This is a genomic window from Romboutsia sedimentorum (assembly GCF_030131845.1).
Classification (GTDB): Bacteria; Bacillota; Clostridia; order Peptostreptococcales; family Peptostreptococcaceae; genus Romboutsia_D; species Romboutsia_D sedimentorum.
This window is the reverse complement of sequence record NZ_JASKYM010000004.1, coordinates 78,452-93,513: the sequence shown is the minus strand read 5'-3', so window position 1 is coordinate 93,513 and position 15,062 is coordinate 78,452. Positions and strand designations below refer to the sequence as shown.

General features: G+C 27.4%; 15 protein-coding genes. 10 read left to right on the top strand and 5 right to left on the bottom strand.

Features of this window, described 5'->3' with window-relative positions; all coding sequences use genetic code 11:
• Positions 1–7 precede the first annotated feature (7 nt).
• The 4 genes from QOZ84_RS09880 to QOZ84_RS09865 all read right to left on the bottom strand — a co-directional run bounded on the left by QOZ84_RS09880 (position 8) and on the right by QOZ84_RS09865 (position 2,930).
• A complete protein-coding gene (locus QOZ84_RS09880) occupies positions 8–535 on the bottom strand; it encodes a hypothetical protein (RefSeq protein WP_284132797.1) in 528 nt (175 codons plus the stop codon).
• A 152-nt stretch (positions 536–687) separates the two neighbouring features.
• A complete protein-coding gene (locus tag QOZ84_RS09875; protein ID WP_284132796.1) occupies positions 688–1,338 on the bottom strand; it encodes a hypothetical protein in 651 nt (216 codons plus the stop codon).
• 42 nt (positions 1,339–1,380) lie between these two features.
• Positions 1,381–1,908: a hypothetical protein gene (locus QOZ84_RS09870; RefSeq protein ID WP_284132795.1), complete on the bottom strand. Its 528-nt coding sequence runs from the start codon at positions 1,906–1,908 to the stop codon at positions 1,381–1,383.
• 152 nt (positions 1,909–2,060) lie between these two features.
• A complete protein-coding gene (locus tag QOZ84_RS09865; protein ID WP_284132794.1) occupies positions 2,061–2,930 on the bottom strand; it encodes a CAP domain-containing protein in 870 nt (289 codons plus the stop codon).
• A 330-nt stretch (positions 2,931–3,260) separates the two neighbouring features.
• Here QOZ84_RS09865 and QOZ84_RS09860 point away from each other — a divergent pair, with 330 nt between their 5' ends.
• The 9 genes from QOZ84_RS09860 to QOZ84_RS09820 all read left to right on the top strand — a co-directional run bounded on the left by QOZ84_RS09860 (position 3,261) and on the right by QOZ84_RS09820 (position 12,838).
• Complete coding sequence (locus QOZ84_RS09860) at positions 3,261–3,797, top strand: type I restriction enzyme HsdR N-terminal domain-containing protein (protein ID WP_284132793.1); 537 nt, start codon at positions 3,261–3,263, stop codon at positions 3,795–3,797.
• A 392-nt stretch (positions 3,798–4,189) separates the two neighbouring features.
• Positions 4,190–5,074, top strand: coding sequence for a sigma-70 family RNA polymerase sigma factor (locus QOZ84_RS09855; RefSeq protein ID WP_026900885.1), 885 nt, complete (start codon positions 4,190–4,192; stop codon positions 5,072–5,074).
• Positions 5,075–5,293: 219 nt separating this feature from the next.
• Positions 5,294–7,006: a dynamin family protein gene (locus QOZ84_RS09850; RefSeq protein WP_284132792.1), complete on the top strand. Its 1,713-nt coding sequence runs from the start codon at positions 5,294–5,296 to the stop codon at positions 7,004–7,006.
• 4 nt (positions 7,007–7,010) lie between these two features.
• On the top strand, positions 7,011–8,702 hold the full coding sequence (locus QOZ84_RS09845) for a dynamin family protein (RefSeq protein ID WP_284132791.1): 1,692 nt from the start codon (positions 7,011–7,013) through the stop codon (positions 8,700–8,702).
• A 217-nt stretch (positions 8,703–8,919) separates the two neighbouring features.
• Positions 8,920–9,588, top strand: coding sequence for a DUF969 domain-containing protein (locus QOZ84_RS09840; protein WP_284132790.1), 669 nt, complete (start codon positions 8,920–8,922; stop codon positions 9,586–9,588).
• 22 nt (positions 9,589–9,610) lie between these two features.
• A complete protein-coding gene (locus QOZ84_RS09835) occupies positions 9,611–10,543 on the top strand; it encodes a DUF979 domain-containing protein (protein ID WP_284132789.1) in 933 nt (310 codons plus the stop codon).
• A gap of 42 nt (positions 10,544–10,585) precedes the next feature.
• A complete protein-coding gene (gene pcp, locus QOZ84_RS09830; protein WP_284132788.1) occupies positions 10,586–11,227 on the top strand; it encodes a pyroglutamyl-peptidase I in 642 nt (213 codons plus the stop codon).
• The gene (locus QOZ84_RS09825) at positions 11,221–11,637 is read left to right on the top strand and encodes a gamma-glutamylcyclotransferase family protein (protein ID WP_284132787.1); all 417 of its coding nucleotides are present in this window, start codon (positions 11,221–11,223) and stop codon (positions 11,635–11,637) included. The genes pcp and QOZ84_RS09825 overlap by 7 nt, the downstream gene beginning before the upstream one ends.
• Before the next feature lie 130 nt (positions 11,638–11,767).
• Complete coding sequence (locus QOZ84_RS09820; protein ID WP_284132786.1) at positions 11,768–12,838, top strand: glycosyltransferase; 1,071 nt, start codon at positions 11,768–11,770, stop codon at positions 12,836–12,838.
• An 88-nt stretch (positions 12,839–12,926) separates the two neighbouring features.
• On the opposite strand, the gene QOZ84_RS09815 is transcribed toward QOZ84_RS09820, so the two are convergent.
• On the bottom strand, positions 12,927–13,148 hold the full coding sequence (locus QOZ84_RS09815; RefSeq protein WP_284132785.1) for a hypothetical protein: 222 nt from the start codon (positions 13,146–13,148) through the stop codon (positions 12,927–12,929).
• A gap of 304 nt (positions 13,149–13,452) precedes the next feature.
• Here QOZ84_RS09815 and QOZ84_RS09810 point away from each other — a divergent pair, with 304 nt between their 5' ends.
• The gene (locus QOZ84_RS09810; RefSeq protein WP_284132784.1) at positions 13,453–14,916 is read left to right on the top strand and encodes a UDP-N-acetylmuramoyl-L-alanyl-D-glutamate--2,6-diaminopimelate ligase; all 1,464 of its coding nucleotides are present in this window, start codon (positions 13,453–13,455) and stop codon (positions 14,914–14,916) included.
• Positions 14,917–15,062 lie beyond the last annotated feature (146 nt).

The window sequence follows — 15,062 nt, the reverse complement described above, 5'->3', positions numbered from 1 at the left end:
TAGAACATTAAATTACTGCATCAATTCTAAAAGTACCGCGTATTTCAAACCAATGGTCCTCTTCTATATTGCCACCTTGGTCAGTAACTTTTAAATCAGTAACTGTAACAAGAAGTTGTGGAACTGGTACGTTAGGGTTTTCTAAAAAAAGTAAAACTTCATCTAATGCTATTGCATCTCCAGAAACCGTAGAATATTCAAGTTTAGTAGCAGGTAAATTAACTACTACATTACTACTAGTTTCTAATATATCTGCCCCTACAATATAACTTATTAAACCGCTAACTCTTAATTCGTTTAAAGTAACTGTATCAACTAATATATCTTTAGTTGGATCGCTAGGATAGCAAGGATTTGGAACTGGGATTGGATCAACAGGTGTGTATTCTTCTTCTTTAATGAAAGCATGAAGATTCTCTGTATTTACAGCAATAGCTAATGGTATATCCTTCAGTGGTGTATTTTTAAAGTTCATGGTATTATCAATTACAAGATAGCTTGCAAAATTTATTTCTAAATAACCTTTACAATTCATTTATATTCCTCCATTATACGATCTTTAATATAAAAGACACTAGGTCTTCTAATACATTTTATTAAATCAAGTTAAAAGTGTTACTGTATAAAAAAATAAAAAAGAGTGGCATTGGCCACTCAGTATCATAAAATCATATTATCTATTAAATATTAACTTGGATCGCTAATTAGTTTTACACGAACTAAAGGATCTACTACAAAGAAGTACGCACCAGGTCCATTAAGGTCATCAGGGTTATCAGGAAAAAATTTAACTAAAGTATATCCAGTTCCTCCTGGTTTATCTGGATCATTAGGATCTCCATTTACTAAATCAATATCTATATCAAAGTCACTTTCAACATAAGGGAATTCTCCAGATGCGCAGTAGTACACAATTTGATCAACTCCTACGAAATCTTCAACCCCAGCTAATAAACCTATAGTTTGAGCATATGCAATAGGATAAAATGTTCCTGAAGCTATAGCTCTCCATTGTTCTAGTTCTATAGAAGCGTCTATTTCACCAGGCACATTTTCACAAGGATAAGGTATCTTTTGTGGGATTTTATAACTCTCCTTAATTAATCTTAAAAAAGGTTTAGCAACATCGTTAGCATATATAATTACTTTAGATAATATTTCACTATAGTCGTATGGGTTAGTAGGGTCCCCTATATTTACATGGTTTAGGGTTTCTTTTCTAACATTTAAGTAAACAGGTGGAACTGGTTGGTAGTGTTTACATACAGAGCTAGTTGCTAAAGTTTGAAATGATGAAGAATTATCATCTAATGAATAAGGTAATTTATCGTTATTCATATTTACATCTCCTTAAAATAATATATTTTTTTATTTAAATAATTAAATTACTGGGTCAATTCTAAAAGTTCCTCTTATTTCAAACCAATGATCCTCTTCTATATTACCACCTTGATCAGTAACTTTTAAATCAGTAACTGTGACAAGAAGTTGTGGAATTGGCACATCAGGACTTTCTAAAAATAGCAATACGTCTTCAATAACTACTGCATCTCCAGAAACCGTAGCATACTCAAGTTTAGTAGCAGGTGAGTTGATAACTACATTAGTACTAGTTTCTAGTAAATCAGCTCCTACAATATAACTTATTAAACCGCTAACTCTTAGTTCATTTAAAGTAACAGTGTCAACTAATATATCTTTAGTTGGATCGGTAGGATAACAAGGGTTAGGAACTGGTATTGGATCAGTCGGCGTATATTCTTCTTCTTTAATAAAAGCATGAAGATTTTCTGTATTTACAGCTATAGAGAGTGGTATATCTTTTAGTGGTGTATTTTTAAAATTCATAGTGTCGTTGATTACAAGATAGCTTGCAAAATTTATTTCTAAATAACCTTTACAATTCATTTATATTCCTCCAATATACTATTTTTAATATAAAAGACAGTAAGCCTTATAGTGTATTTTATTAAATAAAATATAAAGTGTTACTGTAGGAACAAATAAATTTAAAAACAAAAAAGCCCTAGACTTATTGAAAAGTCTAGGGCTAGTCTATATTATCTACCTACAAACATTTGAGTCCAGTAAATGCTTCCATTGCTATCTTTTGCTATACCAACACCTATATTTGTGAAATTTGGGTTTAATATATTTTCTCTATGTCCTTTAGAGTTCATCCAAGCATTAACAACTTCTTTAGGGTTATTTTGACCCATAGCTATGTTTTCTCCAGCAGATTTATAACTTATTCCAAATTGCTTCATCATATCAAATGGTGAACCGTAAGTTGGAGAGTTATGATCAAAATATTTTTTATTTACCATATCTTCTGATTTTTTTGTAGCAACATTTGAAATCTGTGAATCTAGTGTAAGAGGTTTTAATCCTCTATTAGTTCTTTCTACATTTACTAAATCAGTAACTTCCTTTTGGAAAGCTGAGAAATTTCCAGCAGTATTGTCTGTATTGTTTTCATCAGGCTTAACAACAGGCTTGTCTGTAGCAGTATTGTCTTTGTTCTCATCAGGTTTAACAGAAGGCTTTTCTACAGTAGTATTGTCTTTGTTCTCATCAGGCTTAACAGAAGGCTTTTCTACAGTAGTATTGTCCTTGTTCTCATCAGGTTTAACAGCAGGTTTTTCTACAGTAGTAGTATTGTCCTTATTGTTATTAGTTATATTGCATTCAGGCATAGTAAATTTACTTAAAACCTTGTGTTCAGGCATAGTAAACTTATTTTCACAATTATTATTTAATGGCAATTTACGATTAACCCCATTTATACATACAGATAGTGAATCTTTAGCAGTACAGTTTTTTAAAGTATCCTGAGATAAGGCATTTACAGGAACTATAGTAGAAGCTGTAGCCACAGTCATTACACCTAAAGCTAATAAAGTTCTTATTCTTTTCGTCATGTTTTTCATTAAAAGCACCTCTTTGTCATAATATTCTAAAAATGTTACCGATTTGTAACCGTTAGTGTAGGGGTCGCCCCCTGTGAACTAATAGTAACATAGGAAAAACAAAAAAATATACTGTAAAGATATGTAAAATACATAAAAAACCTAATCAAATACAGTAAAATACAAGGTTTAAAAATTTTATAAAAAGTATTGAAAAAAATAAAATTGGGTATAAATAAGTTATATTTGCAACTATTTTATATCTAAAGATTGAAAAAATTGTAAATCTAGTATAGTATAATAAGGAAAACTTTGGACAAGAAGTGGCTATAAAATGAGAGGAGAATTACAATGTCAAAACAATTAGTAAAAGAAAGAGTTATAAAGTACTTAATGGAGGATTTATTAGTTCCTCAAGATATGATAGATACAGATGTAGCATTATCGGAATTTGAAGAAGGGGCAGAGGGTATGTTAGATGTAGTTGTTAACGTTAAAGACAATGAAGACTACTTTGCACCAGTTATGATAGTACAATGTATGGATGAAGATATAAAATTAGAAGGAGAAGTTGTTCAAAAGCAAATAGACTTCTTAGAAGATGTAGACAACATAACTATGGCAGGTAGATTAGTATTAACTAATGGAGATGCTATGATGTATGCTGATTGGACTGGAGAAGAATATGATACAGAAGCATCACTTCCTCAATATGAAGTAATGGTAGAAGAATTCTTTAAAATGGAAGAAATAGCTAAAGAAGCTGAAGCTGAACATGCAAAAGAAAACACTAATACTCATGAACATAAACATGACCATGAATGTTGCGGTGGGCACGGTGAAGGTAATGATTGTGGTTGTGGAGATGACTGTGGATGTAAACATTAATAAGAAATAGGCAAATATACAAACTTGACTATAATTTTTAATGGTGTTATTATTAAAAGGTAAAAAATTCTCTATAAAACCGTAAGTGTTGGGGCAAACGCGAAAGGATTTATTAATAGAGGGATTTATAACGTCGTTCGAGGAAAAAAGACTGCAAAATTGTGGTCTTTTTTTCTGTCTAAAAACAAAAAAATAAAATAAATAAAATAAAAATCACAAAAAAGAAGGAAATTTGATATCTTAAGTAGAATTATAGATAAATAAATTTATTGACATTTAAGTTAAATTGAATGGAATTTTTTTAAACTAAGTATCATATTATAAAACTATGTAAAACTAAATACACTTTACCATTTCAATTAACAAACTATAGGGATAGAAGGAGTTAAATTATGGGGGCTAAAAAAGAAAATACTTATGAAAACTATATTTATGGAGATTCATCAAATACGTCAAATGCTATGAAAATGTATTTAAAGGAAATAGAAGAGTACAAAATGCTATCTGCAGTGGAAGAAGTACAATTAGCAAAAGCAATAATTGAATCTTCACCTAAAGCTAAAGATCAATTTATAAATGCAAATTATAGATTAGTTGTAAGTATTGCTAAAAAGTATCGAAAAGAAAGTGTTGATATGCTTGACTTAATCCAAGCTGGGAATATTGGTCTTATAAAAGCTGTTGAAAAATATGATTATACAAAGGGATATAAATTCAGTACTTATGCTACTTGGTGGATAAAGCAAAGTATAACAAGATACATAGACGATTGTGAAAATACAATTAGAATACCAGTACACCTTCATCAAAGAATAAACTTTGTAAAAAGAAAAAAACAAGAGTTATCAAATATTTTACAAAGAGAACCTAATTTAGATGAATTAGCAGAAATTTGTGAACTTGATGTTGAAAAAGTTATAGACATATTAAAACGAGATAAAAATGTAGTATCGTTAGACACGCCTATAAAAGAAGATGAAGATAGTAGTTTAGTAGAGTTCATACCATCAGATCCAAATTTTGGTGATGTTGTAATGCATGAGGTTGAACAAAACAATTTAAAAGAAAAAATAGAAGAACTATTAACAGGTCTTAGCGAACAAGAGCAAATAGTACTTAGAATGAGATTTGGCATTGATGATGATACACCAAAGACTTTAGAAGAAATAGGTAAAGTATTTGGGGTAACTAGAGAAAGAATAAGACAAATCGAAGCTAAGGCTATAAGAAAACTAAGACATCCAAGTAGACTAAAACAGTTAAAAAACTTTTATTAGTGAAAATAAGTAGGGGAATATTCTCCTGCTTATTTTTTTCATCTTACTTAATATAAATGATAGCACAAAATAAACTGGAAAACATCTAAATAATAATAATTTTTTAACAACATAAAAAAATTATAAATTAGGGTTTAGTTCTTGCAAATAAAAAGTATTCATACAATATAATAGGCTTTAGAAAAAATCACACTATAAGTAACAAAAAGGAATGATATTATGTATGATAGTAGGTATGAAGAATATAAAAAAATGATGAATATAATTAATGAACTAAATGATATTATAATTTTAGCTAAAGAAAGTATTAATAATAACAGAGAAACTAAGTCTAGCAAACTTTTAGATTATATACAAAATAAATTAAATGAAAGTGGTGAAAGTATAAGTCAACTAAAAGAACCATTTTTACTTTTCGTAATGGGGTCTGGCAATTATGGAAAATCAACCTTAATAAACGCATTATTAAAAAGAAATATAGTTATAAGTACAGACATACCAAATACTTGGAAATTAGATTTGTTTGTAAAAAAAAATAATGAAAAGATAGAAATAATATATAGTAATAACAAAAAAATTACAAAAAGCTTAATTAATGGAAATAAGCTTTTAAAAAATGAAGAAGATAAATTTAAAAATTCAAAAATAAAAGTATCTCAAAATGTTGCTAAATTCAAAAGAGAAAATAAACTTAGCATAAACGAACTTAAAAAATACAAACAACAACAAGAAAATGAGAATTTATACAAATCAGAGATCGTCAAAGTAAGATATAACTTAAAAGATGGTAACATGTTAGATGACTTTATAATAGTAGATACTCCTGGTCTTAATCAAATACTACTAAAAGATACACTAGAGCGTATGAAAGAGTACTATACAAAGGCAGATGGTGTACTCTGGCTAGTTGATGCTTGCAATATAGTTTCAAAAGAGAGCAATAAGCTAATAGATGAAATGAATAAAATAGATAACCTACATAATAATAAAAAAAATATAATAGCTGTTGTAAATAAAATGGATATTATAAGTAAAGCGGATGCAGCGAATATAGCCAAGGTCAAAGGAAAAGCTAATGAAATATATATAGATAAATTTGATGATGTGGTATATATTTCAGCAAAAGAAGCGGTAGATGGGATATTAAATAATGATTGCGATTTAATACAAAAAAGCAATATAGATAGTTTATATAAAAGTATTGATGTAAATTTCACGAAAATATCTAAAATAAAGCAGATAGATTCTAAATATAAGAATATATTTATTATGAGAGATAATATTATAAAAGAAGTATATGATTATAAAAGAGAACTTTATAAAGATATATCTAATTATAATGAAATAGAATTTGAATCAAAGAAAAAAAGTAAAGAAATATATATACAAGTATTAAATTATATAGAGGATATAAAAAGTAATAATACTTATAATGATACTGATTTGAACGATTTAAAAACAGACATAGAAAAACTACAGATTAAATGCAATTTAGATTTAGAAAAATTATATGAAGTTTTGTATGAAAAAGCTAACATAAATAAAAGTATTGATATCGAAAAATTAAATACAAATGTGTATTTTGCTAGAAGTAAAAATTTAATATTAGAATACAATAAAAGTTATACTTTAGATAAAAATAATATCAAAAAAGCCAACCAATTAGAAAATATTTTAAATAAACTAAATCCTAAAAATCCTAAAAAACAATATATTGGTGAAATATTAACAAAGGGTAATGTCTATAAAAGAATCAACAATTTAAAAAATGAAATAAGTGAAATTTTAGAAGATAGAATAAGTTTTATAGATTTTAATATAAATAAAATCAAAGATGAAGCATTTAAAGAAAAATACCTAGAGTATTCAAAAATAAAAAAGCATATTCAATATTTAAATGAAATAGAAAATATATTAAATAATTTGAGGTGATATTTTGGAAACTAGTAAAAGAAATATTTATGAAGTTAAAGAAATGCTTTTAAAATCTCCAATTAGAGAAAGACTGACACATGAAGTTGTAATACCATATAAAGATATGATAGTTAAACAACTTGAAAAACCTATAAAGGGGATTAAATCATTAGAGAAGAACAAAGACAAACAACTTAAAATGGTTATAGTAGGAGAAGTAAAGTGTGGAAAATCTAGTTTAGTAAATGCACTTATAGGGAACGAAGTAAGTGAAGTTGATGTATTAGAGGCAACTTCTAATATAATCGAAGTTGTATATGGAAGCGATTCATATACAAAGAAAAATGATTACATTACAAAAATTGGACTTAATATAGATTATTTAAAAAAAATAAATATAGTAGATACACCAGGTCTTAAAAGTATAACTATAAAAAATGAACAAAAAACTATGAATTATATTCAAAATGCAGATTTAATATTGTTTGTAATGGATGCAACACATCTAGGTCAAGAAGACATTGTTGATGCGCTAGACATAATATGCGAATATAAAAAACCTATTGTAGGTGTAATTAATAAATGTGATTTATTAAATGGCAATAAAGAAGAAACACTAGAGTATATAAAGCAAGAATATGGAATTTATATGGATGAATTTTTTATGATATCTTCTTATCTAGAGTATCAAGAGAAAATGAGCAACAAAGCTAAAGCTAAAAGTACTGATTTAATTATCTCAAATTACAGTGATTTAAGAGAAAATTTTAAAAATCTAAATAACTATATACAAAGTGTATGTGAAAATTGTGATGACATAAAACAAAAAAGCATTAAATCTTCATTGCAAGGAATTATTCATAAAGATACTATAAGTCACTACGAATACTTAAAAAGTTTATCAATATTTATTGATGAAATGAATAATTATGAAAAAGATCTTCAAAATAAATTTGATTATATATACTCAAAGATGAATTTTGAAATAGATGATTGGTGCAATAGAATTTTTTTTAATGATGAAATAAAAAAAATAAAAGATAATATAGAAAATACAAAAGTATATATAAGTGAAAAATATATAAATGATTTGGTAAATAAAAAGAAAGTTGAATTTGATAATATATTTTTTAAAGAGTGGAGCGAATGTATAAAAGAAATAAGCGATAAAATGGATGATGATATAAAGAAATATGTAAATGACATTACTTACAAAAATGAATTTTTAGATGAAACAGAATTTAAAGTGGATAGTGAAAAAACTAATATAAATGATATGCTAACTGTAGTTGGAAGTGGTGCAGTTCTTGGAGCTACATCAGGTGGAATAATATCTTTATATAGTGCAGTCATAGGCTCATCAGCTACATCAATGACTATAGGCAGTGCAATGGCAGCTTACTGTCCGCCACTTCTTATAGCGGGAACTATAAGTGGGGCGTTAGGTAAAGTTATATATGATAAAGTTCAATGTGACAAGCAAAATAAGGATATATTAAAAGATATAGATGAATTTATACAACAAATAAAATACAAAGTTTCAGAAAAATTAAAAGATGGATACAATAATTGCAGCAAAGAAATAATTTTTACGACATTGGAGATATTAAAAAATATAAATGGAATGTCTATGAGTAAGTACGAAATGGAAGTATTGGTAAAGGAAGTAGATGAATATATAAAAACATTAAAATATATCATAAATAAAGAATAGTTAACAATATCAAGACAATAATAAGAGTGATTCCGAAAAAGGAATCACTTTTTGTTTTTAGAAAAAAATATTGGAATTTAAAATCATTGTTGTAATAATTTTGAAAATAATATATAATTCGAAATATAAAAAAAAATTAGAATTGTCGAAAAAACATGAAAAATGATATTTTGGAAAATGAAAATTTATTTTAAAATGAAAGGAGCATAAAAATATTATGATAAAACTAATAGGGGTTTTAATTGTTGTAATAGGTTTCATATTTAAGATAGAAACACTATTTACAGTATTAGTAGCTGGAATTGCTACAGGAATAGTTGCAGGTTTAGACATAAACCAAATATTAACTATACTTGGTGAATCATTTGTAGCAAACAGAGCTGTATCGTTATTCATATTAACATTGCCGGTAATAGGAATATTAGAAAGATATGGTTTAAGACAAAGAGCAGTTTACTTAATCGAAAAACTTGGAAAGCTTACAGCTGGAGGAGTATTAAGTATATATATGCTAGCAAGACAAGTGGCAGGAGCATTATCTATAAGAATGAGTGGACATCCTCAATTTGTTAGACCATTAGTAAATCCAATGTCTCAAGCTGCTGCAATAAGTAAGCATAAGGAATTAGAAGATGACGATGAAGAAGCTATAAAAGCTTTATCTGCAGCTTCAGAAAACTACGGAAACTTCTTTGGCCAAAACTTATTTGCAGGAAGTAGTGGAGTTTTACTTATAGCTTCAACTTTATCAGAACAAGGATTTAAGGTTTCAGAATTAGAAATAGCAAAAGCAAGTATAATAATGGCAGTAGTCGCGTTTTTAATATCAGCACTTCAAAATTACTTATTTGATAAAAAGCTAAATAGAAAATACGGACAGAAATAGTTAAATAAAGGAGTGAAATTTAGTGCAAAACTTTATAGATATATCATTAGAAATTTTTTATGTTACTATGGGTCTTTTAATGCTAGTAATAGCATTTAAATCATTTAAAACTATAGGCAGTAGTAAGAAATACGGAACAGCATTATTTTGGATATTAATATCATTACCATTTATATTTGCAAAAGTATTACCAAGCAATGTAGTTGGATTAATATTAATATTATCGAGTTTATTAACAGTATCAAAACAAGTTGTATTTGCAAAATATGATATGCCAAGTGAAGAATTTGGACAAAAACATTCAGAAAAGCTTGGAAATAAAATATTTTGGCCTTCATTAGTTTTAGCTTTTGCAGCAGTTGCGGTGGCAATGAGCTTAGCTAACTTTGCAAGTTCATCACAATTTGCAATAGGAGCAGGAGCAGTAATTGCTTTATTATCAGCATTTATGTTAACAAAAGCAAAAGTTTCTACAACAGTAGATGATAGTGCAAGATTACTTCAACAAATGGGACCTGCTAGTATGTTACCACAACTTTTAGTTGCATTAGGTGCATTATTTACTCAAGCGGGTGTTGGAGAAGTTATATCGAATTTAATATCAGGAGTAGTTCCTGAAGATAGTAGATTTTTAGCAGTAGTTGCATACGTATTAGGTATGGCTATATTTACTATGATAATGGGAAATGCATTTGCTGCATTTGCTGTTATAACATCAGGGATTGGAGTTCCATTTGTTTTAGCTCAAGGAGCAGATCCTGCAATAGTTGGTGCCCTAGCATTAACAGCTGGATATTGTGGAACTTTATTGACACCAATGGCTGCAAACTTTAACATCGTGCCAGCGGCACTTTTAGATATGAGAAAACAATATGATGTTATCAAATATCAAGCTCCAGTAGCTATAATATTATTAGTAATTCATATATTTGCAATGTATTTCTTAGCATTTTAAGTAAAATAATAAATTAGATAATAATAGAAGGAGGTAGTTTAAATGAAAGTTTTATTAACAGGATTTGATCCATTTGGAGGAGAACCAGTAAACCCAGCACAAGAAGCTGTAAAAATGGTTCCAAATAATATTAATGGAGCAGAAGTTATAAAAATAACTATACCTACAGTTTGGACTAAGTCAGTAAAGGCTATAGAAAAAGCTATAGAGACGCATAACCCTGATATAGTTATATCAGTAGGGCAAGCTGGTGGGCGATTTGATATAACTCCTGAGAGAGTTGCTATAAATTTAGATGATTACAGAATAAAAGATAATGAAGGTAATCAACCAACAGATGAAATAATACAAGCAGACGGTCAACCTGCATACTTCTCAAACTTACCAATAAAAGCTATGGTTAAGCATATGAATGAAAATCAAATACCTGCTAGTGTGTCAAATACTGCTGGGACATTTGTTTGTAATCATGTAATGTATGGAATATTATATATGATAGACAAAAAATATCCTAATATTAAAGGTGGATTTATCCACATACCATATATGACAGGACAAGTTATAGATAAGAAAAACACTCCTTATATGTCTTTAGTAGAGATAGCAAAAGGATTAGAACTAGCTGTAGAAGCTTGTACTATATATAACGAAGACATAAAAGCTATAGGTGGAGAGATATGCTAGTAGATAAGATATTTGTTTATAGAAGTTTAAGAAGTGATATGTTTAACTATGAAAGACTTTTAAAAGGAAACGTATCTAAAGTGTACAAAGGCACTATAACTGGAGAATTATTTCATATAAACAATAAAGGATACCCTGCAGTAATACCTGGAGAATGTATAATTAAAGGCGAGTTAATGGAAATTAAAGATTTTGAAAAAAACTTTGTAGAATTAGACAAGCTAGAAAATTATACATATGATAATAGTATTAATTGCGAGTATTTAAGAAAAGAAGTATTAGTTAAATTAGAAGATGGAAGTTCACAAAAGGCTTATTACTATGAATATAATCCAAAATCTAATATAAACTCTGAAGATAAATTAATTCCACTATCTCATGGAGATTGGAAAGAGCATATGAATAAATAAAGAAATTAATAAGTAATAGTATGGTATCTGTATTTACAGGTTCCATATTTTTTTATCTAAAAAAATTTTAACAAAGATTGTCATTTTGTCATATGTTAATGTATAGTCTAAAGCATAAGGAGTCAAGGTTATGATTACTATAAGTTTATGTATGATAGTAAAAGATGAAGAAAAAGTCATAAAAAGGTGTTTAGATAGCGTAATTGACGTTGTTGATGAAATAATAATAATTGATACAGGCTCAATTGATAATACAAAGGAAATAGCAAAAGAATATACACAAAAGATATATGATTTTAAATGGATATATGATTTTTCAAAAGCTAGAGATTTTTCATTTAGTAAAGCTACAAAAGAGTATATATTGTGGTTAGATGCAGATGAGATATTAGACTATGCAAATAAAAACAAGTTATTAGAATTAAAGGAAAATTTAAATATAGGTATTGATGTAGTTACAATGGAAACATATATGCGTTTAGATGAAAACAACAATCCGACAATAAAATCACGAAGAAATAGAATGGTAAAAGCAAATAAAAACTTTAAATGGACTGGATATATACATGAGTATATTGAAATAGATGGTAATATTTATGATAGTGATATAGGTATAATACATCATAAAGTAAAATGTGCTGATGATAGAAATCTTAAAATATATAAAAGAAACATAGATTTAGGAAATGAATTAAGTAACAGGGACTTATGCTATTATGGAAAAGAATTATATTGTAATTGTATGATTGATGAAGCTATAAAAATATTTGATCAAGTAATTCTAAAAGATATATGTATAGAAGAAAAAGTAGATGCTCTTTGTAAAATAGGAGAGTGTTATTTATATAAAAAAGAAACATCAAAAGCTAGAAAATACTTTTATAAAACATTCGAATATATAGAACCAAGAGGAGAGGTGCTCTATAACCTAGCTTATTCATTTGAGGAGGAGAAAAAATATCATCAAGCAGTTTTTTGGTATGAAATGATATTAAATATTAAAATATCAAAAGATTGTAGTCAATGTATGAACATAAGTTGTTGGAGATTTAAGCCGCATTTAAACTTGAGTTTTTGTTATTTTGAACTTAATAATTTGCCTAAAGCTTATTATCATCATGAAAAAGCCAAACAGATAAACCCTTTAAATAAATATGTTATGGCTAATGACGAGTATTTTAAATCCATAATAAAAAAATAAAAATTTATATTTTAATATAAAAAGAGTGCCTTTTATAAAAATAAAAATTATTTTAAGGCACTCGTATTTATAATACTTATTAAGCTAATTATTTAAATAATTTAGAAAATTTATATAAATTTATTGCACAGTTTTTAATTACATAATTTACATACCCATAAATACCATCTACAGTGTCATCACAATAAAAATCATTTACGTCAGAGCCAAATTGTAAATTAAGATTAGTTATATAGCTAAAGTGAATACAAACCATGGATAAAAAATAAATTAAAGCAAATATAAATAATGATATGATAACGATAAACATTTTAAGCCCCCCTATACAAAATAGCATGTCCTTTAAGCTAATTCTACTATAGTCATAACACAATATCATCCCAAAAGTTTCTATCAAAAAACGTATAAAATGACATTAAAGTGTGAATAAAATATCGAAATAGCCATAATGATGCAATATACGTAAACAAAATGAAAAACATTAGGGGAAATACATAAAAAAACTATTATAAATGTTATTTTTTATGAAAAGTAGGTTTAACTAAATAGAAATAGTAGTCATAGAATAGACTATATAAAATACATTTTAATAATAGAGGGAAAGGGGTTATTAAATGAAATTAGATAAGCTAATAGAAAAACTAGATATATTAGAGATTAATGGAAATAGGGATATAGATATAAGTAGTATACACTATGACTCAAAATCAATAACTACAGATAGTTTATTCATTGCTATAAAGGGATATAGTAGTGATGGGCATAAATATATAGAAAATGCTATAAAAAAGGGAGCCAAAGCCTTTTTAATAGAAGACGATGTGAATATAGACAACAAAGAAGAATATACATTTATAAAGGTAGAAGATACAAGAAATGCAATGACAATAATAGCATCTAATTTTTATAATAATCCAACAAATAAACTAGAAGTTTTAGGGGTAACAGGAACTAATGGAAAAACAAGTATAATAACTTTCTTGAAACAAATATTAAGTGAAAAATATAAAATAGGATCAATAGGAACTATAAATATAGATGATGGTAAAAAACAAATAATGTCTAAAAATACTACGCCAGAGAGTATAGATTTACAAAAATATTTTAGTAAAATGTTAGAAAATGAATGTGAATTTTGTACTATGGAAGTATCATCTCATTCACTTTATTTAGATAGAGTGGAGAATGTAAATTTTTCGATAGGGATGTTTACAAATCTAACAGAAGACCATTTAGATTTTCATAAAGATTTAGATGATTATAGAAAAGCTAAAGAAAAATTGTTTTATAAAACTAGTAAAGCTAATATTATAAATATAGATGATGTTCATGGCAAAAAAATATTAGATAATATTAAAGACCTAGATACACCAGTATATACTTATGGTATAAATTGTGAAGCTGATTTTATGGCAAGTGATATAAAACTATATGCAAATGGAGTTTATTATAAACTACACACTCCTACATATAGTGATGAAATTTATGTTAGTGTACCAGGGAAGTTTACTGTTTATAATACACTTGCAGTAATAAGTGCAAGTTATTTATTAAACATTGAAATAGATATAGTGAAAGAAAAATTAAAAAATACAATAGGTGTAAGAGGTAGATTTGAAAATATACCAAATGATAGAGGTATAACAATTATTGTGGACTACGCACATACTCCAGACGCACTAGAAAATGTATTAAACACTGCTAGAGAGTTTGTAGGGGGAAAGATTATAACAGTATTTGGATGTGGTGGAGATAGAGATAAAGCAAAGCGACCAATAATGGGAAAAATAGCTCAACAAAATTCAGATATAACTATAATAACATCTGATAATCCAAGAACAGAAATTCCTAAATTAATAATAAATGATGTATTAAAAGGGATTGAAATGAATAAAGATAACTATGCAGTAATAGAAGATAGAAAAGAAGCTATATACAAGGCAATAGAAATGGCTGAGGCTGGAGATGTAGTAATGATAGCTGGAAAAGGTCATGAAGACTATCAGATAGTAGGAAGTACTAAACATCATTTTGATGATAAGGAGATAGCTTATGAAGCTATTCAAAGATTAAAATGATACTAAAATAGGTAACACTTAAATTTATATATTTTAAAAAAGGGGCTGTGCTGTTAAATATAATAGTGCGGTCTCTTTTAAATTTGGGGGTTTATAATTTAGAGGATAAGCACTATTATAGAATATAGACTCATAAATATTTTTAT